General features: G+C 73.2%; 20 protein-coding genes. 6 read left to right on the top strand and 14 right to left on the bottom strand.

What is annotated here, in order from left to right; all coding sequences use genetic code 11:
• Together IEY71_RS13430 and IEY71_RS13435 are read left to right on the top strand one after the other, a co-directional pair.
• A partial coding sequence (locus IEY71_RS13430) for an amidase family protein (RefSeq protein ID WP_268243565.1) occupies positions 1-479 on the top strand: 479 nt, incomplete at its 5' end.
• A gap of 45 nt (positions 480-524) precedes the next feature.
• A complete protein-coding gene (locus IEY71_RS13435) occupies positions 525-920 on the top strand; it encodes a hypothetical protein (protein WP_189085817.1) in 396 nt (131 codons plus the stop codon).
• A 9-nt stretch (positions 921-929) separates the two neighbouring features.
• Here the strand turns inward: IEY71_RS13435 and IEY71_RS13440 are convergent, their stop codons facing one another.
• Complete coding sequence (locus IEY71_RS13440) at positions 930-1,379, bottom strand: DUF805 domain-containing protein (RefSeq protein WP_229781737.1); 450 nt, start codon at positions 1,377-1,379, stop codon at positions 930-932.
• A gap of 150 nt (positions 1,380-1,529) precedes the next feature.
• On the opposite strand from IEY71_RS13440, the gene IEY71_RS13445 reads away from it, so the two are divergent.
• Complete coding sequence (locus tag IEY71_RS13445) at positions 1,530-1,886, top strand: hypothetical protein (RefSeq protein WP_189085819.1); 357 nt, start codon at positions 1,530-1,532, stop codon at positions 1,884-1,886.
• Positions 1,887-1,898: 12 nt separating this feature from the next.
• Here IEY71_RS13445 and IEY71_RS13450 read toward each other — a convergent pair whose 3' ends face one another.
• Positions 1,899-2,609, bottom strand: coding sequence for an endonuclease/exonuclease/phosphatase family protein (locus tag IEY71_RS13450; RefSeq protein WP_189085820.1), 711 nt, complete (start codon positions 2,607-2,609; stop codon positions 1,899-1,901).
• Between the two features lie 92 nt (positions 2,610-2,701).
• Here IEY71_RS13450 and IEY71_RS13455 point away from each other — a divergent pair, with 92 nt between their 5' ends.
• Positions 2,702-3,415 (top strand): NUDIX hydrolase, encoded by a 714-nt coding sequence (locus IEY71_RS13455; RefSeq protein WP_308426152.1) that lies wholly within the window; start codon positions 2,702-2,704, stop codon positions 3,413-3,415.
• A 20-nt stretch (positions 3,416-3,435) separates the two neighbouring features.
• Entirely contained in the window at positions 3,436-3,894 is a 459-nt protein-coding gene (locus IEY71_RS13460) for a pyridoxamine 5'-phosphate oxidase family protein (RefSeq protein WP_189085821.1), read from the top strand.
• Here IEY71_RS13460 and IEY71_RS13465 read toward each other — a convergent pair.
• The 10 genes from IEY71_RS13465 to IEY71_RS13510 all read right to left on the bottom strand — a co-directional run bounded on the left by IEY71_RS13465 (position 3,854) and on the right by IEY71_RS13510 (position 15,775).
• Positions 3,854-4,288, bottom strand: a complete 435-nt coding sequence (locus IEY71_RS13465; RefSeq protein ID WP_189085822.1) for a VOC family protein — start codon at positions 4,286-4,288, stop codon at positions 3,854-3,856. The two genes, IEY71_RS13460 and IEY71_RS13465, sit on opposite strands and share 41 nt — an antisense overlap.
• Positions 4,289-4,428: 140 nt before the next feature.
• On the bottom strand, positions 4,429-5,346 hold the full coding sequence (locus IEY71_RS13470; RefSeq protein ID WP_189085823.1) for an ROK family protein: 918 nt from the start codon (positions 5,344-5,346) through the stop codon (positions 4,429-4,431).
• A complete protein-coding gene (locus tag IEY71_RS13475) occupies positions 5,343-6,128 on the bottom strand; it encodes a copper homeostasis protein CutC (protein WP_189085824.1) in 786 nt (261 codons plus the stop codon). Before IEY71_RS13475 ends, IEY71_RS13470 begins: the two co-directional genes overlap by 4 nt.
• On the bottom strand, positions 6,125-7,861 hold the full coding sequence (locus tag IEY71_RS13480; protein WP_308426153.1) for an ABC transporter ATP-binding protein: 1,737 nt from the start codon (positions 7,859-7,861) through the stop codon (positions 6,125-6,127). The genes IEY71_RS13475 and IEY71_RS13480 overlap by 4 nt, the downstream gene beginning before the upstream one ends.
• Entirely contained in the window at positions 7,858-8,751 is an 894-nt protein-coding gene (locus tag IEY71_RS13485) for an ABC transporter permease (protein ID WP_189085825.1), read from the bottom strand. Before IEY71_RS13485 ends, IEY71_RS13480 begins: the two co-directional genes overlap by 4 nt.
• Positions 8,748-9,755 carry an ABC transporter permease gene (locus tag IEY71_RS13490; RefSeq protein WP_189085826.1) on the bottom strand — a complete coding sequence of 336 codons (1,008 nt, stop codon included), beginning with the start codon at positions 9,753-9,755 and terminating at the stop codon, positions 8,748-8,750. The genes IEY71_RS13485 and IEY71_RS13490 overlap by 4 nt, the downstream gene beginning before the upstream one ends.
• A 47-nt stretch (positions 9,756-9,802) precedes the next feature.
• The gene (locus tag IEY71_RS13495) at positions 9,803-11,608 is read right to left on the bottom strand and encodes a peptide ABC transporter substrate-binding protein (RefSeq protein WP_229781739.1); all 1,806 of its coding nucleotides are present in this window, start codon (positions 11,606-11,608) and stop codon (positions 9,803-9,805) included.
• Positions 11,609-11,840: 232 nt separating this feature from the next.
• Complete coding sequence (locus tag IEY71_RS13500) at positions 11,841-13,316, bottom strand: M81 family metallopeptidase (protein WP_189085827.1); 1,476 nt, start codon at positions 13,314-13,316, stop codon at positions 11,841-11,843.
• Positions 13,317-13,395: 79 nt separating this feature from the next.
• Positions 13,396-14,571 (bottom strand): ROK family transcriptional regulator, encoded by a 1,176-nt coding sequence (locus tag IEY71_RS13505; protein WP_189085828.1) that lies wholly within the window; start codon positions 14,569-14,571, stop codon positions 13,396-13,398.
• 169 nt (positions 14,572-14,740) lie between these two features.
• Complete coding sequence (locus tag IEY71_RS13510; RefSeq protein WP_189085829.1) at positions 14,741-15,775, bottom strand: LacI family DNA-binding transcriptional regulator; 1,035 nt, start codon at positions 15,773-15,775, stop codon at positions 14,741-14,743.
• A 151-nt stretch (positions 15,776-15,926) separates the two neighbouring features.
• Here IEY71_RS13510 and IEY71_RS13515 point away from each other — a divergent pair, with 151 nt between their 5' ends.
• Positions 15,927-16,796 (top strand): PfkB family carbohydrate kinase, encoded by an 870-nt coding sequence (locus tag IEY71_RS13515; protein ID WP_189085830.1) that lies wholly within the window; start codon positions 15,927-15,929, stop codon positions 16,794-16,796.
• A 14-nt stretch (positions 16,797-16,810) separates the two neighbouring features.
• Here IEY71_RS13515 and IEY71_RS13520 read toward each other — a convergent pair whose 3' ends face one another.
• Together IEY71_RS13520 and IEY71_RS13525 are read right to left on the bottom strand one after the other, a co-directional pair.
• Positions 16,811-17,965 carry an FAD-dependent oxidoreductase gene (locus tag IEY71_RS13520; protein ID WP_189085831.1) on the bottom strand — a complete coding sequence of 385 codons (1,155 nt, stop codon included), beginning with the start codon at positions 17,963-17,965 and terminating at the stop codon, positions 16,811-16,813.
• Entirely contained in the window at positions 17,950-18,687 is a 738-nt protein-coding gene (locus IEY71_RS13525) for a DUF2306 domain-containing protein (RefSeq protein WP_189085832.1), read from the bottom strand. The genes IEY71_RS13520 and IEY71_RS13525 overlap by 16 nt, the downstream gene beginning before the upstream one ends.
• Between the last annotated feature and the right edge of the window lie 20 nt (positions 18,688-18,707).

Genomic DNA, 18,707 nt, shown 5'->3' on the forward strand with positions numbered 1-18,707 from the left:
CCGCCTGGCCGCACTTCGGCGCGGTGATGGGGCCGTTCATCGAGCAGATCGTCGAGGGCGACGCCGAGCGCGCCGCGCAGCTCATGCCGTACACGCGGGCGTTCGCCGCGCAGGCGGCGGCCGGTGGCGGCTACGTCGAGGGGCTCGTCGCGGAGTCCGCGTTCTACCGCCCCTTCGCCGAGCTCATGACGGACTTCGACGTGCTGCTCTGCCCGACCGTCGCCTCCACGGGCCTCGCCGCCGAGGAGCCGTGCACCGACAGCACCGCGATCTTCTCCCAGCTCATGACGCTGCCGTTCAACGTGATCGGCCGGGTGCCGGTGCTCGCACTGCCGTCGGGCATCGCGCCGAACGGCGTGCCGACGGGCGTGCAGCTCGTCGGGCGCACGTACGACGACGCAGCGGTGTTCCGGGTCGGCGCGGCGCTCGAGCAGGAGCTCGGGCTCTGGACGGATGCCTCGTGGTGGCCCGCGCTCTGAGCCGGGCCGAGGCGGGCTGAACCACGCCGGGTGCAGAATCGGAGTATGACCGTGCGCCTGATCGTCGACGTCGCGAACGTCATGGGCTCGCGCCCCGACGGCTGGTGGCGCGACCGGCGCGGCGCGGCGACCCGGCTACTCGCCGGGCTGCCCGCGCTCGCCGGGGCCGAGGTCGAGGGGCCGGACGAGTCGGGAGCACTGCTGCGCCTCGACGCGATCACCGCCGTCGTCGAGGGGGCGGCGCGCGGTGCGGCGGAGCCCGGAGGCATCCTCGTCGTGGCCGCGCCGGCCGACGGCGACTCGACCATCGTCGAGCTCGTCGCGGCCGAGGCATCCCTCCGCCCGCTCGTCGTCACCGCCGACCGGGGCCTGCGGGCGCGGCTCGACCCGGCCGCGCTCGTCGCGGGGCCGGGCTGGCTGAACCGCCTGCTCGGGCGCTGAGCGTCGCGCTCAGCGGTCGAAGCGGGCGCCGGCGGGGTCGCTCGGCAGCAGGAAGAACACGAGCAGGATGATCCCGCCGACGATCGGGATGAGGCCGATGAACCACCACGGACCCGGACGGTTCGAGTCGTGCAGCCGGCGCCAGCTGAGGGCGATCCACGGGATGAGCGTCGCGAGGCCCCAGAGCCCGAGCACCGAGGCGAAGAACACGTAGCCGCCGCTCGGCGGGGTCATCGTGTTCGTCGCCGCGTCGTACATCCAGCCGCCCGACAGCGACATGGCGAGCGAGAGCGCGCCGCTCACGATCGCACTGGCCAGGTACCACCACCAGAGCTCGCTGCGGCTCGCGCGGCCCGAGAACGTGGCGTACTTCTTGAAGAAGCGGGAGATCGCCTGCCCGAAGGTCGCCCCGTACAGCGGGCGGTCGAGGGCGGCGTCGGTCGTCGCAGTGGTCGTCATCATCGTGCTCCTCGTAGGGGTGGAACCGGATGCGCCGCGGCAGTGCTGCCCGCGAACGGCGTCAGCGTAGCGCCGCGCCGCCCGGGCGGCATGCCCCCGTGCGAGGGTCGCCCCAGGTGGTGCGCAGGCCCCGGCCGTAGGCTTCCGGGGATGAGCTCCCGACACGACGGCCCCCCGATGGACCCGCTGACGAACGTGCTGCTCACGGTGTTCGTGCTCATCCTCATGTTCGTCGTCGCCGGTGCGGCGCTCATCGCGGGCGCCCACATCGGCGTGGACGGGATGAACTGCACGGGCGAGGCCTGCGCCGTCGTCAAGCGCTCCGGCAGCTGGTTCGCGATGCTCACCACCGCCATCGCCCTCATCGTCGGCATGGTCGTCTCGATCGTGCGGCTCGCGCGCCGCGGCCGGAGCCGACGGCCGCTCGTGACGGCGATGGGCGTCATGGTCGGGGCGGTGCTGCTCGGCGCGCTCGCGGGTGCCGTGGGCAGTGCGATCGACGGGTGATCGGGCCCCGACTCAGATGACGACGTCGATGTCGGCCGGCACCTCGGCGGCCGTGCCCGTGTAGTGTGCGTCGACGAGGATCGGCAGGTGATCCGACTCGCCGCGCGGCAGCGTCTCGATGCTGCGCAGCACGAGCCCCGCCGAGGTCGCGAAGTCGAAGTGCCCGCGGAAATAGCGGTAGCGCGTGTACGTGTGCCGGTCGCTGAGGGTCAGCTCGTAGCCCGCCTCGCGGACCTTCTCGGCCAGGTTGTCCTTGAACACCGGGTAGTTGTAGTCGCCGACCATGAGCGCGGGGAGGTTCGGCCCGAGCAGCTGCAGCTCGCCGAGCGCGGCGTTGATCTGCGCTCGCCGCAGCGAGTTCAGCGCGGTGAGCGGGGCCGCGTGGAACGAGGCGATCGTGAGCTCGCGGTCGTGCTCGAGGTCGTCGAAGCGCACGGCGAGCAGGCGCTCGTGCGCGGGCCGCAGCACCCGGTCGTGCAACGACTTCTTCAGCGCGAAGGCGCGCACGTCGCGGGGGAGCAGCCGGTCGGGCCGGTAGTACATCGCGAGCCCGAGACGGTTGCCGGTGGTCGAGTGGGCGAGCTGCATCCGCCCGATGTCCTCGGCGAGGCCCGCGGTGTCCACCTCTTGCAGGCAGATGGCGTCGGGCGAGTAGCGCTCATCGAGCGCCGCGAGCTCGGAGATCGCGCGGTGCTTCCGCAGGTTGTAGCTGATGATCAGCATTCTCCACAGCGTACGCGCGGTTCCGTGGGTGGCGGCTGAGGGTTGCGCGGCGGTCGGGTGAACGGTATCCGTCGCTTCGCTACGCTGGGGCCGTGGATGCCCGTGCCGAACTGCTCGCGCTCTGCGAGCGCGGGCTCGACTGGTTCCCGGGCCCGGATGCGCCGACCACCCGCATCCCCGGCCTCGCGATGCCCGACCCCTCGGAGCTGCGTCCCGCCGCCGTGCTCGTGCTCTTCGGCGTGCTCGACCGGGTGCCGGCCAGGCCCGCGGATGCCGCCGCCACCGTCGTGCCGCGGGACCTCGACGTGCTGCTACTGCGCCGGGCGGCGACGCTCGGCACGCACGCCGGGCAGATCGCCTTCCCGGGCGGGCGGCTCGAGGCATCCGACGGCGGAGCGGTGGATGCCGCGCTCCGCGAAGCCCGAGAGGAGACCGGAGTCGAGACGGGCGGTGTCGAGCCGCTCGGCGAGCTGCCGCCCATGCCGGTGCCGCTCAGCCGGCACCTCGTGACGCCCGTGCCGGCCTGGTGGACGCACGAGTCGCGCGTCGCCGCGGTCGACCACGACGAGTCGGTCGACGTGTTCCGGGTGCCGGTCGCGGAGCTGCTCGCGCCCGCGAATCGCGCGATGACGGTGCTGCGCCGCGACGGCTTCGTGCACCGCGCCCCCGCGTTCACGGTGGGCGAGCGGCTGGTGTGGGGCGTGACGGCGCTCATCCTCTCGCGCATGTTCGACGAGCTCGGCTGGGCCGAGCCCTGGGACGCCGGCCGCGAGGTCGTGCCGCCTGCGCGCGAGCTGTCGCGCTGAGACGCCGATACGCTGGCGCGATGGAGCTGACCGAACTGATCGCGTACGTGCGGGCGCAGCGTGCGGGCGTCGTCTCGACGCTCGGAGCGGATGCCTCCCCGCAGGCCGCCTACCTCGCGATCACCGCGAGCGACCGCGGCGAGCTGCTCTTCGACGCGAAGCCGGACTCGCGGAAGATCGCGAACCTGCGCCGCGACGGGCGCGTCGCCGTCGTCATCGGCGGCGCCGACGGCACCACCCTGCAGGCCGAGGGGCGCGCCGACTTCCCCGCTGGCGTGGAGCTCGAGCGCTGCACCGCGGAGTACCTCGAAGCCTTCCCCGAATTCGCGGGCTCATTCGAGGCGGGCGCCGTCGTGCTCGTGCGCATCGTGCTGGACTGGGCCAGGCACGGCGACTTCCGCGGGGAGACGCCCGTCATGCGCGAGGTCGCGCTCGCCGCTACGCCTCGTCGGGCCCGTCCAGCTCCTGGAACAGCGTGAGCTGCAGCCCGGCCGGGCCGTTCAGCCGCGAGTTCATCGAGCGCCACGGCGTCTCGCGCGCCTCCGCCACGAGCTCGGCGCCACCGGCGACCGCCTCGTCGGTCGCGGCGACCGAGTCGTCGACCTCGAGGGCGACCCGCAGGGCGGCGCTCGGCTTGCCCTCGGCCTCGACCCGGTCGATGAAGCGCACCTGGGCGGCGTTCGACAGCTCGAGCGTGGCCCGACCGGCATCCAGGATCACGACCCTGGCGTCGCCCTCGGCCTCGTACGACTCCTGCACCGGCATCCCGAGCACATCGCGGTAGAACGCGAGCGTCGCCTCGAAGTCCTCGCCCTCCGGCACGGATGCCACGAGCCGAAGCTGCCTGACCCGACCCTCGCCCTGCGCTGCCATGTGCTGCCTCCCCGTCGATGCCGTCGCGCCCTCGCGGCGCCCCGTGCCTGGTGGCAACGCCGACGTGGCGCAAACCATTCCGGCGGAAGGGCGAAGACGACGCCGGGCGTGTGTGGGCATCCGGCGCCGCCTCCGCCGGCTCAGGCGGCGACGACGCGCGCGGCGAGCGCGCGGGCCTCGGCCGCGGTCCCGACGGCGCCGGCCCAGCGGCCGAGCTCGGCGGGAACGATCGGGGGCACCCGGTGGAACGTCGCCTGCTCAGCGACGTAGCCCGCCGCGAGCTCGACCAGCCGGTGCGGCGCGCTCGCGAGCCCGCCGCCGACTACGACGACGCCGGGGTCGACGAGGGCGAGCAGGGTGAGCACGGCGTCGGCGAGGTGCTGCGCGGCGGTCCGCACGATCGGCACGGCCCGGGGGTCGTCCTCGTCGTACGCGGCCAGCAGCTCGCGGGCCGAGCCCTCGCCGCCGGCGGCGTTCCATGCGCGGCGGAGCGCCGGGGCGCCCAGCAGCGTCTCGAGGCATCCACGCTGCCCGCAGGAGCAGAGCCGCCCGCCGGGCTCGACGACGACGTGCCCGAGCTCGCCGGCCGAGCCGTGCGCGCCGTCGGCGATCACGCCGTCGACCAGGTGCGAGCCCGCGATGCCGGTGCCGAGGGCGAGGGTGAACACGTCGCGCTCGCCGGCGCCCGCGCCCCAGCGGGCCTCGGCGACGGCGGCCGCACGGCCGTCGTTCAGGATCGACACGGGCACGCCGAGGAGCGCCGAGAGCTCGGGGCCGAGGGCACGGCCGTCGAGCGCGGGCACGTTCGAGGAGCGGATGACGGTGCCCGATGCCTCGTCGACGAGGCCGGGGATCGCGACCGCGACGGCCGCGAGCCGGTGCCCGGCGGAGACGGTGCGGGCGAGCTCGGCGAGCGTCGCCGGCAGCTCCTCGGCGAGGGCGGGGGCGACGCCCTCGGCGATGGCGTCGGGCATCCCGTCCGCCTGGCCCGCCGAGGCAAGCCGGTACTTCACACTCGAGCCGCCGACATCCAGCCCGAGCACGGTGGAGCCGATCATCGAGCGGCACCGCCAGGGGTCGAGGGTGAAGAAGCCGACGTCGCCGCCGCGCGCGCCGCCTCGGCGATCTCGTGGGCGATCTCGGCATCCGCGACCTCGTAGTCGCCGACCCCACTGCCCGCCGAGCCCATGCTCACGCCGCCGGCGTCGCCGGCGACCGTGCGCTTCGCCGAGAAGTGCAGATCGCGCACGCCGGAGGCGAGGATGCCGGGCGCATCCGCCGCGGTCACGCCGCCGCCCGCCATCACGACGATCCGGCCGTCGGCGCGCTCGACGAAGGCGCGCAGCGTCTCGCGCCCGGCGAGCGCGGTCGGCGCCGCGCCGGAGGTGAGCACCCGGTCGAGGCCGAGTTCGATCAGGGCGTCGAGCGCCTGGAGCGGATCGGCGGAGACGTCGATCGCGCGGTGCGCCGCGACGCCGGCCGGGCCCGCGGCATCCCGCAGCCGGCGCATGCCGTCGAGGTCGAAGCGGCCCGCCTCGTCGAGGCAGCCGATGACGACGCCCGCCGCGCCCGCCGCCACCGCGGCGCGCACATCGGACTCCATGACGGCGAACTCGTCGGCCGTGTAGTGGAAGCCGCCGCCCCGCGGGCGGATGAGCACGTGCACGCCGACGGCGTCGCCGGCAGCCTGCACGGCCGCCTCGATCGTGCCGAGGGACGGGGTCAGGCCGCCGAGCGCGAGCGCCTGGCAGAGCTCGACCCGCGCGGCGCCGATCGACGCCGCGACGCGGACCGCCGCGGCATCCTGGGCGATGAGCTCGAGCGTGACCGGGGCGCTCACGCGGCGCTCCTCGCGGCGAGCCGGGCGACGCGGCGCTCGCGCTGCGCCACCGGGTCGGGCACCGGCACCGAGGCCAGCAGGCGCTGCGAGTACGGGTGCTGCGGGCGCAGCAGCACGTCGTCGGTCGCGCCGAGCTCGACGATGCGGCCCTCGTGCATGACCGCGACGCGGTGCGAGAACTCGTGCACGACGGCGAGGTCGTGGCTGATGAAGAGGCAGGCGAAGTCCATGCGCTCCTGCAGCTCGCGCAGCACCCGCAGCACGGCGGCCTGCACCGAGACGTCGAGCGCCGAGGTCGGCTCGTCGGCGATGATGAGCTCCGGCTCGAGCGCGATCGCACGGGCCAGGCCGATGCGCTGACGCTGACCGCCCGACAGCTCGTGCGGGAAACGGCTCGCGTAGGAGGCGGGCAGCTCGACCGCCTCGAGCAGCTCGCGCACGCGCGCCGCCCGGTCGCGCCCCGACATGGGCCGCACGGCGCGGTGCACGACGAGCGGCTCGGCGATGGCCTCGCCGACCGTGGTGCGCGGGTCGAGGCTCGAGCCCGGGTCCTGGAAGATCGCGCCGACGCGGCCGCGGAGCCGTCGCTCGGCGCGTCCCCGCAGGCCGCCGCGTCCCAGCTTCTCGCCGAACAGGCGCAGCTCGCCACCCGAGGTCGGTGCGAGGCCGAGGGCGACCTTGCCGAGCGTCGACTTGCCCGAACCGGACTCGCCGACGAGGCCGAGGATCTCGCCCGCCGCGATGTCGATCGACACCTGGTCGAGGGCGGTGAAGCTCTTGCCCGCCTTGCGGTAGGTGACGCTCGACTCGCGGAGCGAGAGCACCGGCACCGGCAGCGCGACGCCGCCGGGACCCGTGCTGTCGGGCTCGCCGGCGGGCGGCACCGTCTCGCCGCCCTCCGGCAGCCGCGGCACGGCGTCGAGGAGGCGCTTCGTGTAGTCGGCGTTCGGCTCGCGCAGCACCTGCATCGCGGTGCCGTGCTCGACCATCTCGCCGCGGTACATCACGGCGACCCGGTCGGCGATGTCGGCGACGACGCCCATGTTGTGGGTGACGAGCAGGAACGAGGTGCCGCTCGAGTGCGCGAGCTCGCGGATGAGGTCGAGGATCTCGGCCTGCACCGTGACGTCGAGCGCCGTCGTCGGCTCGTCGGCGATGATGAGCTTCGGCTCGCAGGCGAGCGCGATCGCGATGACGACGCGCTGGCGCTGACCGCCGGACATCTCGTGCGCGTAGCCGGCGGCGCGGCGCTCGGGCTCGGGGATGCCGACCCGGGCGAGCAGCTCGACCGCGCGGCGGGCCGCCTCCTGCTTCGTGCCGACGCCGTGGTTCAGCAGCGCTTCGGCGATCTGGTCGCCGATGCGCATCGAGGGGTTCAGCGCCGTCATCGGCTCCTGGAAGACCATCGAGATCTCCTTGCCGCGCACGCCGTTCAGCTCGGCCTCGGTGAGCGAGGTGAGCTCGCGGCTGTCGAGCTCGATCGAGCCCGTGCGCTTCGCCGTCGCCGGCAGCAGGGAGAGCACCGCCATCGCGGTCACCGACTTGCCGGAGCCCGACTCGCCGACGAGGGCGAGCACCTCGCCGCGGCGCACGTCGAGGTCGATGCCGCGCACGGCCTCGACGGGCCCGTCGTCGGTGCGGAAGGTGACGGCGAGGTCGCGGATGCGGAGCATGGGCGTCTCGGCGTCATCCGTGCCCTGGACCGGGGTGGCCGTGCGGTCGGTGGCGCTCAACGGTCGCGTCCCTTCACGTCGAAGAAGTCGCGCAGGCCGTCGCCGATGCTGTTGAAGGCGCAGACGGTCAGCACGATGCAGAGGCCGGCGGGGAAGATCAGCCACCACGCGCCGGCGTAGGTGTACGTCATCCCGCCCGTGAGCATCGCGCCCCAGTCGGTCGCGGGCTTCTGCAGCCCCATGCCGAGGAACGAGACGTACGCGACGAGGAGGATGGCGTCGGCGACCTGGAAGGTCGCGTTCACGACGATCGTGCCGACCGTGTTCGGCACGATGTGCTTCACCACGGCGCGGCCGTGGGTGCCGCCCATCGCGCGGATCGCGAGCACGTACTCGCGGGACTTCAGCGAGATCGACTCGGCGCGGACGAGCCGGGCGGGCACGAGCCAGGACACCAGGCCGATCACGACGATCATGAGCGGCACGCTCGGCCGCATGATCGCCGAGAGGATGAGCAGCAGGAAGGTCGCCGGGATGGCGATGCCCGCGTCGACGATGCGCATCATCACGGCGTCGACGGTGCCGCCGACGTAGCCGGCGATGGCGCCCCAGAGGGTGCCGATCACGGTCGCGAGGATGCCGGCGGCGAGGCCGATCAGGATCGACACCTGCCCGCCGATCATGAGCCGGCCGAGCACGTCGTAGCCGACGTCGTCGGTGCCGAGCGGGTGGCCGGGCGTGCCGGGCGGCAGCATCGTGCTCTTCAGGTCGGTGTGCACCTGATCGGTCGGGTGCAGGATCGGCCCGAGGAAGCAGAACAGCAGGAACAGCACGATCGTGACGACGCCGAAGAGGGCGAGCTTGTTCTGCAGGAAGCGGCGGAGCCCGCGGCGGAACGGCGAGCGGGCGGCCGGCTGCGTCGCCGGCTGGGCTGCGGTGGCGGTCGTCATGCGAGCTCTCCTCGGGTGCGCGGGTTGAGCAGGGCCTGCACGAGGTCGGCGAGGATCGAGCCGACGACGGTGGCGACCGCGATCACGAGCACGCAGCCGAGCAGCACCGGGTAGTCGCCGGTCTGCGCGCTGGTCCAGAAGAGCAGGCCCATGCCGGGGTAGTTGAAGAGCGACTCGACGACGATCATGCCGCCGAACATCACGGGCAGGTAGTAGCCGAGCATCGCGATCACGGGCGTCAGCGAGTTGCGCACGACGTGCCGGCGGATGACGACCGGCATCGGGGTGCCCTTCGCGCGGGCGGTGCGGACGTAGTCCTCGGAGAGGTTGTCGATCGTCGCCGAGCGCATGTAGCGGGAGATGGTCGCGATGATGCCGAGCGCGGCGGTCGCGACGGGGAGCACGAGGCCGGCGGGCTTCGCGAGCACCTGGGCGACGGTGTCGCCCTGCGGGGCGAGGGCCGGCACGAGGTGCAGCCACTGGGCGAAGACGATGACGAGCACGAGGCCGAGGAAGAACGACGGCGTCGAGTAGATGATGAAGTTCATCGTGGTGAAGACGTAGTCGCCGGTCTTGCCGCGACGGACCGCCTGGTAGATGCCCATCGGGATCGCCACGATGAGGGCGACGACCATCGAGATGAGGGCGAGCACCAGCGTCTTCGGCAGACGCTGGCCGATCGCGTCGGCGACCGGGCGGTTCAGTTTGAACGAATCGCCCAGGTCGCCGACGGCGATCTGCGAGAGGAACGTGAAGTACTGCTGCCAGAGCGGGCGGTCGAAGCCGTTCGCGCGGTTGAACGCGTCGATCTGCTCCTGCGTCGCCTGCATGCCGAGGATGCCCTGGGCGGGCCCCTGCGGCATGGCCAGGTGGAGCAGCGCGAACACGATCAGGGTGACGATCAGGATCACGATCACCCCCTGAACGAGTCGCCGGCCGAGGAACCGGAGGATCCCGGCCCCGCCCGACGCGGTTCGGACCGCGGTCCGCGCTGCTTCCACCATCACTGCTGCCTTACTTCACTTCGCCGTTCGTGCCGGGACGGGCCCGGTCACTCGCTCCAGGACCAGCGCTGCGGGAAGAACGACGCGCCCGGGTCCTGGTGCCCGACGTCGAGGCCGTCCTTGATGACCGAGACCTGGTAGACCGGGTTCGGCATCCACATGACCGGGAGGTCCTGCGCGAGCAGGGCCGAGTACTTCTGGGCGATCTCGCTGTCGGTCGAGGCGGTCATCTGGGTGATGAGCTCCTCGGCCTCCGGGTTGTCGTACTGGCCCGCGTTCCACTTGGTGTCCTTCGCGAAGACGCGCTCACCGGTCGGGTAGGCCGGGAAGTACCACGAGCCCGCCGTGCCGAAGAAGACGAGCTGCCACGAGCACGTGGTCGAGCCCTCGGTCTTGCAGGACTGCGCCTCGGTGAGCACCGAGTCGAGCGGCTTCGAGTCGATCGTCATGGCGACGCCGATCTTGCCGAGCGAGGACTGGATCTCGCTCATCATGTTGTCGGTCTCCTGCGAGCCGTTCTGCGTGGTGACGACGATCTCGAGCTTCTTGCCCGCCTCGATGCCCTCGCCGCACTGATCGGCGCCGGTGCCCGGGTTGGTGCACTCGAGGGTGCCGCCGGAGCCGGCGGTCCAGCCGTGGTCGGCGAGGAGCTTCGCCGCCGCGTCGAGGTCGAAGGGGTAGGGGTTGTCCTTCTGCTCGCTCGAGAGGTAGGCGCTGTCCTGCGTCTGCGGGACGGGGCCGTAGTCGGGCGTCGCCGCGCCGTGCCAGATGACGTCGGAGATGGTCTCCTGGTCGACCGCGTGCTGCAGCGCCTGGCGGATGTAGAGCTGGTCGAAGATCGGACCCATCTCGGGGTTCGCGAAGTTGTACGGCATGTACGTGATCGACCAGCCGGCCCACGGCTCGACGCGGTAGCCGAGGTCGGTGAACTGCGACTCGCTCGTGAGCTGGGCGCTCGTGATGTAGCCGTAGTCGACCTCGCCCGAGCGGACGACGTTCATCTCGGCATCCGCCGAGGTGAAGGGCAGGAAGGTGACGTTCGGGATGGACGGCGTGTCCTCACCCGTGTACTTCGTGTTCGCGGTCAGCTCGACCTGGCCGGAGTCCGACCAGCTCTTCACGACGTACGGGCCCGAGACGGTCTGCCAGAGCTCGTTCGTGGCGTACGTCTTCATATCCTTCGCCTCGGAGAAGAGGTAGTCGAAGACCTGGACGGCGGATGCCTCGTCGCGGTCGAAGTCGCCGATCTCGCCGTCGGCGCTCGTCTTGTCCCAGGCGTGCTGCGGCATGGGGTAGACGAGGCTCAGCTGGTTGGCGAGCAGGAACTCCTCGTTGTAGACCTGGCTGAAGGTCAGCGTGAAGGTCTTCTCGTCGACGATCTCGAAGTTCGTGATGTTGTCGGGGATCAGGCCGGCCGAGTAGCCGCCGGTCTTCTCGGCGTTGAAGCGCACGAGGTTGTACCAGAACTCGACGTCGCGCGAGGAGACGGGCTCGCCGTCGGACCAGTCGAGGTCGGCGAGGGTGATCGTCACCGAGAGGTGGTCGTCGGAGAACTCGTACGCCTTGGCGGCGGAGGCCTTCTGGTCCCACTCCATGGTGCCGCTGGTGCCGTTGTACTCGAACAGGCGCGGCCACATCGTCGCCTTGATGGCGCTGTTGTGGGTGGCCATCGTGTCGGGGCTCGAGATCGGCAGGATCCAGTTCGGGCCCGTGCCGGCCGGCAGCGCGTAGCTGACGGAGTCCTTGCCGCTCGACGCCTCGTCGCCCTGCGCGGTGCAGCCGGTGACCACGAGGACCGCGGCCGCGGCGAGCCCGAGGGGGGCGAGCAGGCGCCGCATCACAGTCGTACGCATCAAACCTCCTTGTTTATTCGTCGAGGGATGGAATTCGTGCAGAATCTCGACGCAGATTCATCCTGCACGAAGGAACAACGCCAACAATCACGAACTTGTTACGTTTACGTAACTAAGTTTTCATGAAATTGGAGAAAGTGGAGCGCAGGGGTCGGCGGGCTGCGAGGCGCGCCTTCGCGCGCTCGCGCCCTCGCGGCCCCGCGGCCTGGCGGACTGCCGGCCGCGCTCCCCGCTAGCCGAACAGCCGCGCGGTGAGCGCCGGTTCCGTCTCGAAGGAGTCGAAGGGGAACATCGGTCGCTGGATGCGGTGGTGCGCGAGGCGTTCGAGGTCCTGGTCGACGCCGCCCGGCGTGAGCGCGAGCGTCCAGCCGCGCTGCGCGTCGTAGAGCGTCGGCTCGAGGTAGCCGATCTTCGTCACGACGATCTGCGCCGCGAAGGGGTCGAGCCCGATCGAGGTGAAGTCGGCGATGTCGTGGTACGCCTTGCGGTACTCGGTGATGATCGCGTGCAGCCCGCCGACGCGGATCACGGCGACGCCGCCCGCGTCGGGGTCGCCCTCGTGCAGCGAGTGCAGCACGCCCGTGATCGTGACCGGGCCGTGCGGGCCGTGGTCGACGCGCGCGCCGGCCGTGACGGTGACGGTCTCGCCGACGGTCTTGCCCCGCAGCTCGGCGAGCGCCTCGTGGTCGAAGATCGAGCCGACGAGCACGGTGGGCGCGCCCTCGGCGGTGAGCCGCTCGTCCTGCAGCAGCTGCGCGAGCGTCCAGGTCACGTCGCCGGTGCCGCCGGCGCCCGGGTTGTCGCCCGAGTCGCTGATGAAGTAGGGGGTGTCGCTCGCGGCGAGGCCCGCGTCGACGCCCTCGGCGAGGGTTCCGGGCGGACCGACGAACTCGAACTCGTCGCGCACGTCCCAGAAGGCGCGGCCGAGCTCCTCGGCCGCCGCGGTGATCGCGGCGTCGTCGTCGCCGGTGACCACGACGACGCCGTGGCAGCGAGGCTCGTCGGCCCAGGCGTAGCCGATCCAGATGGCGGCGTCGATGACGCCGGGGCGCTGCTCGACCTCGTCGATTCGGGCATAGAGGCTCTTCGCGGGCTCGACGCGGGTCGAGGTCTTCTCGCCGGGCAGCAGGATCGGCACGGTGACGTGCGCGCGCCGCGGGGTGCGGCCGTCGCGCAGGGTCTCGACGAGGTTGCGGATGGCCCGGTCGCGGGTCTCCCAGGTGTCCTCGTGCGGGGCGAGCCGGTAGCACGTGATGAGGTCGACCTGCGAGACGAGCGCGTCGGAGACGTTGCCGTGCAGGTCCATCGAGGCGGAGACCATGACGTCGGCGCCGATGACCTCGCGGATCGCGGTGATCAGGTCGCCCTCGGCGTCGTCGAGGCCGTCGACGCTCATCGCGCCGTGGATGTCGAAGAACAGCCCGTCGAGGCCGCCGTCGGCCATGAGCGCGCGGAGCCCGTCGAGGATGCGGCCCTTGATGTCGTCGTACACCTCGCGGAGCACCGCGCCGCCCGGGATCGAGCGGGCGTAGTAGACGGGCAGCCACTCCGCGGCATCCGTCAGCGTGCCGTCGCGGAGCGAGGTGTAGCGCTGCACCAGCTCCTCGCCCTCGGCGCGCTGGAAGTCGCGCGCCCCGGCGCGGTGGGGGGAGAAGGTGCTGGACTCGATCGCCATGCCGGCGATCGCGATGCGAGGACGCTGGGTCATGCGGCCAGCTTAGAACACCGGTCGAGTGAACCCGGATTCAGTCTCACAAAAGTTAGGTTACTTCCTTCGATTCGTGGATTTACTGGCGGGATGCCCCGGCGATCGCACCGTCGATCCGCCCCGGCTCCAGCAGGCGGGCGAGCAGCGAGCTGCCCACCCCGCGCGCGCCGGCGAGCGGGCCGGCCGCGCTGACGCCGATCTCGAGCAGATCGGTCGACATCGGCAGGCAGAGCGTGTAGATCGCCTGACGGACGCCCGCGACGAAGGCGTCGGCCGTCGAGAGCTGCCCGCCGAGGGCGAGCAGCTGCGGGTTGTAGAAGTTGATGATCGTGGCGAGCACCTCGCCGGTGCGCTGCCCCGCCTCGCGGAGGAGCGCGGTCGCGCGGGGGTGCGCGTCCTGGGCGAGCCGGAGCACCGCGTCGAGGTCCTCGACCGCTTCGCCGGTGCCGCGCAGGGCGTCGACGATCGCCGTGCCGCTCGCGACGACGTCGAGGCAGCCGACGCGTCCGCACGAGCAGACGACGGGCGGGGCCCCCGCGAGCGCGACGTGGCTGATGTCGCCCGCGACACCGCGGTAGCCGCGGTACAGCTCGCCGCCCGCGATGATGCCGCAGCCGATGCCGCTGCCCGCCTTTACGAAGACGAGCTCGTTCACGGTCTGGCCGCGCTCGACGAACTCGCCGACGGCCATGGCGTTCGCGTCGTTGTCGACGTGCGTGGGGAGTCCGGTGATGCGGCCGAGCATCTCGCCGACGACGAGGCCGTTCCAGCCCGGCATCCGCATCGGGGCGAGCAGGCGCCCGTCGCGCGAGTCGACCGGTCCGGGGAGGCTCATCGCGATGCCCTCGATCGCGGGCGTGGGCGAGAGCCCGGCGGCGAGTGTCTGCGCCGCGGCCCAGACCGCCTCGATCACGGTCGCCGGTTCGTCGCGCAGCGTGATGGGCTCGATCGCGTCGGCGACGATCTCGCCGCGGCGGTTCATCAGCACGAGGGTGACGTGCCGCTCGCCGAGGTCGGCGGCGGCGATGACGGAGCCGCCCTCGCGGATCGCGAGCAGCCGCGGGCGGCGGCCGCCGGTCGACTCGCCGCGGCCGGCCTCCTCGAGGTAGCCGTGCTCGATCAGCTCGTCGACGCGCATCGCGACGGTCGAGGCGCTGAGGCCGGTCAGGCGGGCGAGTTCGGCGCGCGAGTCCGCGCGGCCCGTGTGGATGAGCCGGAAGAGTTCCCCCGCCGTCGCGCTGCTCGTCGTGGCCACGCTGCACCTCTCTCCGAGACGATTGGTCCGAGAATCGATGCTGTTCCCCCGAAGTCGAACAGAAGTCTCGCCTCGGCGCTTACTCTAACCACCCGCCGGGCCGGCGCGGGCGATGGGACGGCGGATGACCCGCGCCGGGCGTGGCGCCGATCCGGCCGGCGAACCCGGCTCAGCCGGGGTGCGGCCCGCAGGACTCCCGCTCGACGAGCTCGTGCGGCACGAGCACGTGGCGGGGCGCTGCGCCGTCGAGCAGCAGTTCGAGCGCGGCGTCGGCGATCGTGCCGAGCGGCTGGCGGATGACGGACAGCGGCGGAGAGGTGAACTCGGCCTCGCTCGTGCCGTCGAAGGAGAGCACCGCGAGCTCGTCCGGGACTCGGACGCGGCGCTCGGCGAACGCCCGGAGCGCGCCGATCGCCTGCACGTCGGCGCTCACGAAGACCGCGGTGGGCGCGCCGCCGCGGTCGAGCAGCTCCAGTGCGGCCCGGTAGCCGCCCTCGCGGCGGTACTCGGCGGTCGCGACGAGCGAATCCAGCCCGGCCGCGCCGACCGCCGGCGCGACGAGGGCGGTCCACGCGCGCCGCCGGGCGCGCGCGGCGGGGGAGTCCTCGGGGCCGGCGATGAGCGCGATCCGCTCGTGGCCGTGCCGCTGCAGGTGCCGGATGCCGGCCCGCGCGGCGGCTTCGTCGTCGATGCCGACGCTCGGCGGCTCGCCGGCCGGACCGAGGGCGCCGGATGCCCCGCTGCGGTCGAGCGTCACGACCGGCACCCCGGCCGCCTGGAGCGGCGCGAGCGTGCCGGGGGTGCCGCCGATGACGAGCACGCCGTCGGGCTGGCGTTCGGCGAGGGCGGCGAGCTGCGCGCGCTCGCGCTCGGGGTCGTACTCGGTGTCGCCGTACGTGACGGCGTAGCCGCGGGCGAACGCCGCCGTCTGCACCGCCTTCGCGAGCTCGGCGAAGAAGGGATTGCCGATGTCGGGCACGAGCAGCGCGAGCGTGCGGGTGCTGCGCAGCCGCAGCGCCCTCGCCGTGGCGTTCGGCCGGTAGTCGAGCTCGGCGATCGCGGCGAGCACGCGGGCGCGGGTCGCCTCGGCGACGGGCCGCGGGCCGTCGTTCAGCACGTAGCTGACGACGGCGCTGCTGACGCCCGCGAGCCGCGCGACGTCGTTGCGCGTCGCGGCGCGAGGGGCGTCGCCGGGTGCGGGCATCGCGCCTCCTCGGCTCGGTTTCCGGGCCGCGGGCCGGGTGCCCGGCGGCTTGCGTCCCGGTCATGCTATCCCTACGATCGAGGCGGATCTACTCGTGTAGATCCGCCGCTTCCCACCCCAGCCCCACCGGGCCGCAGAGAAGGAGTGCCCCATGGACACGGACGTCCTCGTGGTCGGATCCGTCAACGAAGACCGCATGATCGCCGTGCGCCGGCACGTGCGTCCGGGCGAGACGATCCTCGCCGAGGGCGTGCAGGTCTCCGGCGGCGGCAAGGGCGCGAACCAGGCCGCCGCGGTCGCCCGCGCCGGCGCCCGGGTCGCGTTCGTCGGCGCGGTCGGCGACGACGAGTCGGGCCGCAGCCTGCGCGCCGAGCTCACCGCGCTCGGCATCGACGTGGCCGAGCTCCGCACCGTGCCCGGCGTCACCACGGGCACCGCCTTCATCCAGGTCTCGGAGGACGGCGAGAACGCGATCATCGTCGACGCCGGAGCGAACTCCCACGTGCGCGTCGAGCTCGCCGCCGACACCCGCGCCGCGGTCGTGCTCGCGCAGGCCGAGATCCCGCCCGCCGTCGTCGCCGCCGCGGCCGAGCTCGCCGGTGCGATCGGCGCGCGCTTCGCCTTCAACGCCGCGCCCGCGCCCGCCTCGCTCGACGAGGTGCCGCGCGGCGCCGACCCGCTCATCGTCAACGAGCACGAGGCCGCCGAGCTGCTCGGCGCCGCAGCGGCCACCGGGACCCCGGCCGAGGCGGCGCTGGCCCTGCGCGAGGCCGCCGGCGCGCGCTCGGTGGTCGTCACGCTCGGCGCGGAGGGATGCCTCGTCGCCGACGAGTCGGGCGTCGACGCCGTGCCCGCGGTGCGCGTCGAGCGCGTGGTCGACACGACCGGCGCCGGCGACGCCTTCGCGGGCGCCCTCGCCGCGGCGCTCGCGCTCGGGGCGTCCCTCCGTGACGCGGCCGCGGCCGCGGCCGCTGCGGGTGCCGCCGCCGTCGGCTGGGAGGGCGCGCGCCCGCCGGTGTGATCAGCGCGGGGTGATCAGGACGCCGTGCCGAGCGAGGTGGGGGACTCGAGGCCCGAGGCATCCGCCCCGCTGAAGCGGTCGAGCCGGAACGGCTCCAGATCGAGCTCGGGCGCCCGCCCCTCGGCGAGATCCGCGAGCACGAGGCCCATGAGCGCCGAGAACTTGAAGCCCTCGCCCGAGTCGCCGCAGGCCAGCACGACCCCGGTTCGCGGCGAGCCGATGACGAAACGCCCGTCGGGCGAATCCGTCCAGCTGCACACCTTCGCGTCGACGACCCGCGCGCCGCGCATGCCGAGCGCCTCGCGGGCGTAGCCGAGCAGGAACGCCGTGCGCGCGGCATCCGGCTCGCGGTCCTCGTCCTCGCCCCACACGACGTCGCGGAGCGGCGCGTCGAGGCCCAGCTTGTAGCCGGTGCCCGGGGTGGTCATCGCGTAGAGCGTCGGCCGATCCCCGGCGGCGATGTCGATGAGGTCGGGCAGCCCGTCGTCCGGCACCGCGGGGTCGACGACATGCACGACCTGCTCGAGGTGCGGGCGCAGGGGCACGTCGAGGCCGAGTTCCGCGACGAGCGCCGGAGCGCCCGGTCCGGGAGCGACGACGACGAGCTCCGCCTCGAGCGCGCGCCCGTCGGCGAGGCGCACCCGCTGCCCGCCGCCCGGCGTCTCGTCGAGGCCGACGACGTGGGCGAGCACGAGCTCGCCGCCCGCCCGCTCGAAGCGGCGGCGCTGCGCGCCGAGGGACGCCTCGGCGAGCACCGGCCCCGCCTCGGCGGTCCAGAGCGCGTCGCGGCCGTCCGGCACGAGTCCGGGGAAGCGCTCGCCGACCCGCGCCGACGGCAGCCGCTCGAAGGCGACGTGCTGCGCCGCGAGCGCGAGCTCGAAGGCGTCGAGCGCGGCCGCCTCGTCGCGCCAGAGCAGACCGCGACGGAGGAACACCGGCTCGCCCGCGATCGCGGAGAGGCGCTCCATGGCCGCGAGGCTCGCCGCCGTCATCCGGATCTTCGCGGGATCGGGGTCGGCGAGCCGCCAGATCCGCGTCGGGCCGTGCGAGGACGAGAACGGGTTGCCCGGCCCGTAGCGGTCGACGAGCGTCACCCGGTGGCCGCGCTCGGCGAGCTCAGCCGCGGCCGGCAGCCCCCAGGCGCCGGCGCCGATCACGATGAGATCCATGCCTCCATCTTCTCGAGGGGCGCGGCCGCCCGCGCGAAGCGCAGCCCGGGCAAGCCGCGGCGGGCGATGAGCCACTCCGCGACGACGAGGTTGGGCAGCCAGCACAAGAACGGCACCGCCGCGTAGGCGTTCTGGAACGCGGCGTCGAAGTCGAAGGCGCCGCTCGTGAACGGCAGCTGCGCGACGATCAACAGCGGCAGCCAGAGCCGCAGCGTCACGGCGGCGTAGCTCAGCGCGAAGCAGCGCATCATCCACGCCCGGTGGGTGGGGACGTCGCCGCGGCGGATGGCCCGGTAGCCGAGCACGGCCGTGGCCAGCCAGAGCACCGCGAGGGCGCCGAAGCCGAACAGCCCGACGAGCCCGGCCGAGTTCACGGGCGCGAGCAGCAGTCCGGCGACGCCGCCGACCGCGACGCCGCCGAGGGCGAGCCGGCCGATCCAGCCGTGCAGCTGCGGCATCCGCTCGCGAAGCCCGCGCCAGAACTGCAGCGGGCCGAGCGCGAGGGCGACACCGCCGCCCACGATGTGCGCGAAGAAGACGGCCTGCACGAGCGGCGGCTGCCCGGCGTAGTGCCCGGCGAGCCCGCCCGCCGGGGACTCGGCGAGCGAGGCGAGTGACGCCGTGAGGTACGGCGTCACGGCGAAGGCCACGATGCCGAGCGAGGAGAGCAGCACCCAGAGCCAGGCGATCCGGGTGGCGGGGCGGGCGGGTTCAGCGGTCATGGCTCGAACGCTAGGGGCGC

Origin of the sequence: Agromyces mediolanus, assembly GCF_014648575.1 — a bacterium.
Taxonomy (GTDB): domain Bacteria; phylum Actinomycetota; class Actinomycetes; order Actinomycetales; family Microbacteriaceae; genus Agromyces; species Agromyces mediolanus.

Excerpts from the sequence above, each read along its gene's own strand:
- IEY71_RS13485 (WP_189085825.1), bottom strand. The coding sequence starts at position 8,751 with ATGACGACCGCCACCGCAGCCCAGCCGGCGACGCAGCCGGCCGCCCGC.
- IEY71_RS13435 (WP_189085817.1), top strand. The coding sequence starts at position 525 with ATGACCGTGCGCCTGATCGTCGACGTCGCGAACGTCATGGGCTCGCGC.
- IEY71_RS13450 (WP_189085820.1), bottom strand. The coding sequence starts at position 2,609 with ATGCTGATCATCAGCTACAACCTGCGGAAGCACCGCGCGATCTCCGAG.
- IEY71_RS13525 (WP_189085832.1), bottom strand. The coding sequence starts at position 18,687 with ATGACCGCTGAACCCGCCCGCCCCGCCACCCGGATCGCCTGGCTCTGG.
- IEY71_RS13495 (WP_229781739.1), bottom strand. The coding sequence starts at position 11,608 with ATGCGTACGACTGTGATGCGGCGCCTGCTCGCCCCCCTCGGGCTCGCC.
- IEY71_RS13515 (WP_189085830.1), top strand. The coding sequence starts at position 15,927 with ATGGACACGGACGTCCTCGTGGTCGGATCCGTCAACGAAGACCGCATG.
- IEY71_RS13510 (WP_189085829.1), bottom strand. The coding sequence starts at position 15,775 with ATGCCCGCACCCGGCGACGCCCCTCGCGCCGCGACGCGCAACGACGTC.
- IEY71_RS13490 (WP_189085826.1), bottom strand. The coding sequence starts at position 9,755 with ATGGTGGAAGCAGCGCGGACCGCGGTCCGAACCGCGTCGGGCGGGGCC.
- IEY71_RS13445 (WP_189085819.1), top strand. The coding sequence starts at position 1,530 with ATGAGCTCCCGACACGACGGCCCCCCGATGGACCCGCTGACGAACGTG.
- IEY71_RS13460 (WP_189085821.1), top strand. The coding sequence starts at position 3,436 with ATGGAGCTGACCGAACTGATCGCGTACGTGCGGGCGCAGCGTGCGGGC.
- IEY71_RS13520 (WP_189085831.1), bottom strand. The coding sequence starts at position 17,965 with ATGGATCTCATCGTGATCGGCGCCGGCGCCTGGGGGCTGCCGGCCGCG.
- IEY71_RS13465 (WP_189085822.1), bottom strand. The coding sequence starts at position 4,288 with ATGGCAGCGCAGGGCGAGGGTCGGGTCAGGCAGCTTCGGCTCGTGGCA.
- IEY71_RS13500 (WP_189085827.1), bottom strand. The coding sequence starts at position 13,316 with ATGACCCAGCGTCCTCGCATCGCGATCGCCGGCATGGCGATCGAGTCC.
- IEY71_RS13470 (WP_189085823.1), bottom strand. The coding sequence starts at position 5,346 with ATGATCGGCTCCACCGTGCTCGGGCTGGATGTCGGCGGCTCGAGTGTG.
- IEY71_RS13440 (WP_229781737.1), bottom strand. The coding sequence starts at position 1,379 with ATGACGACCACTGCGACGACCGACGCCGCCCTCGACCGCCCGCTGTAC.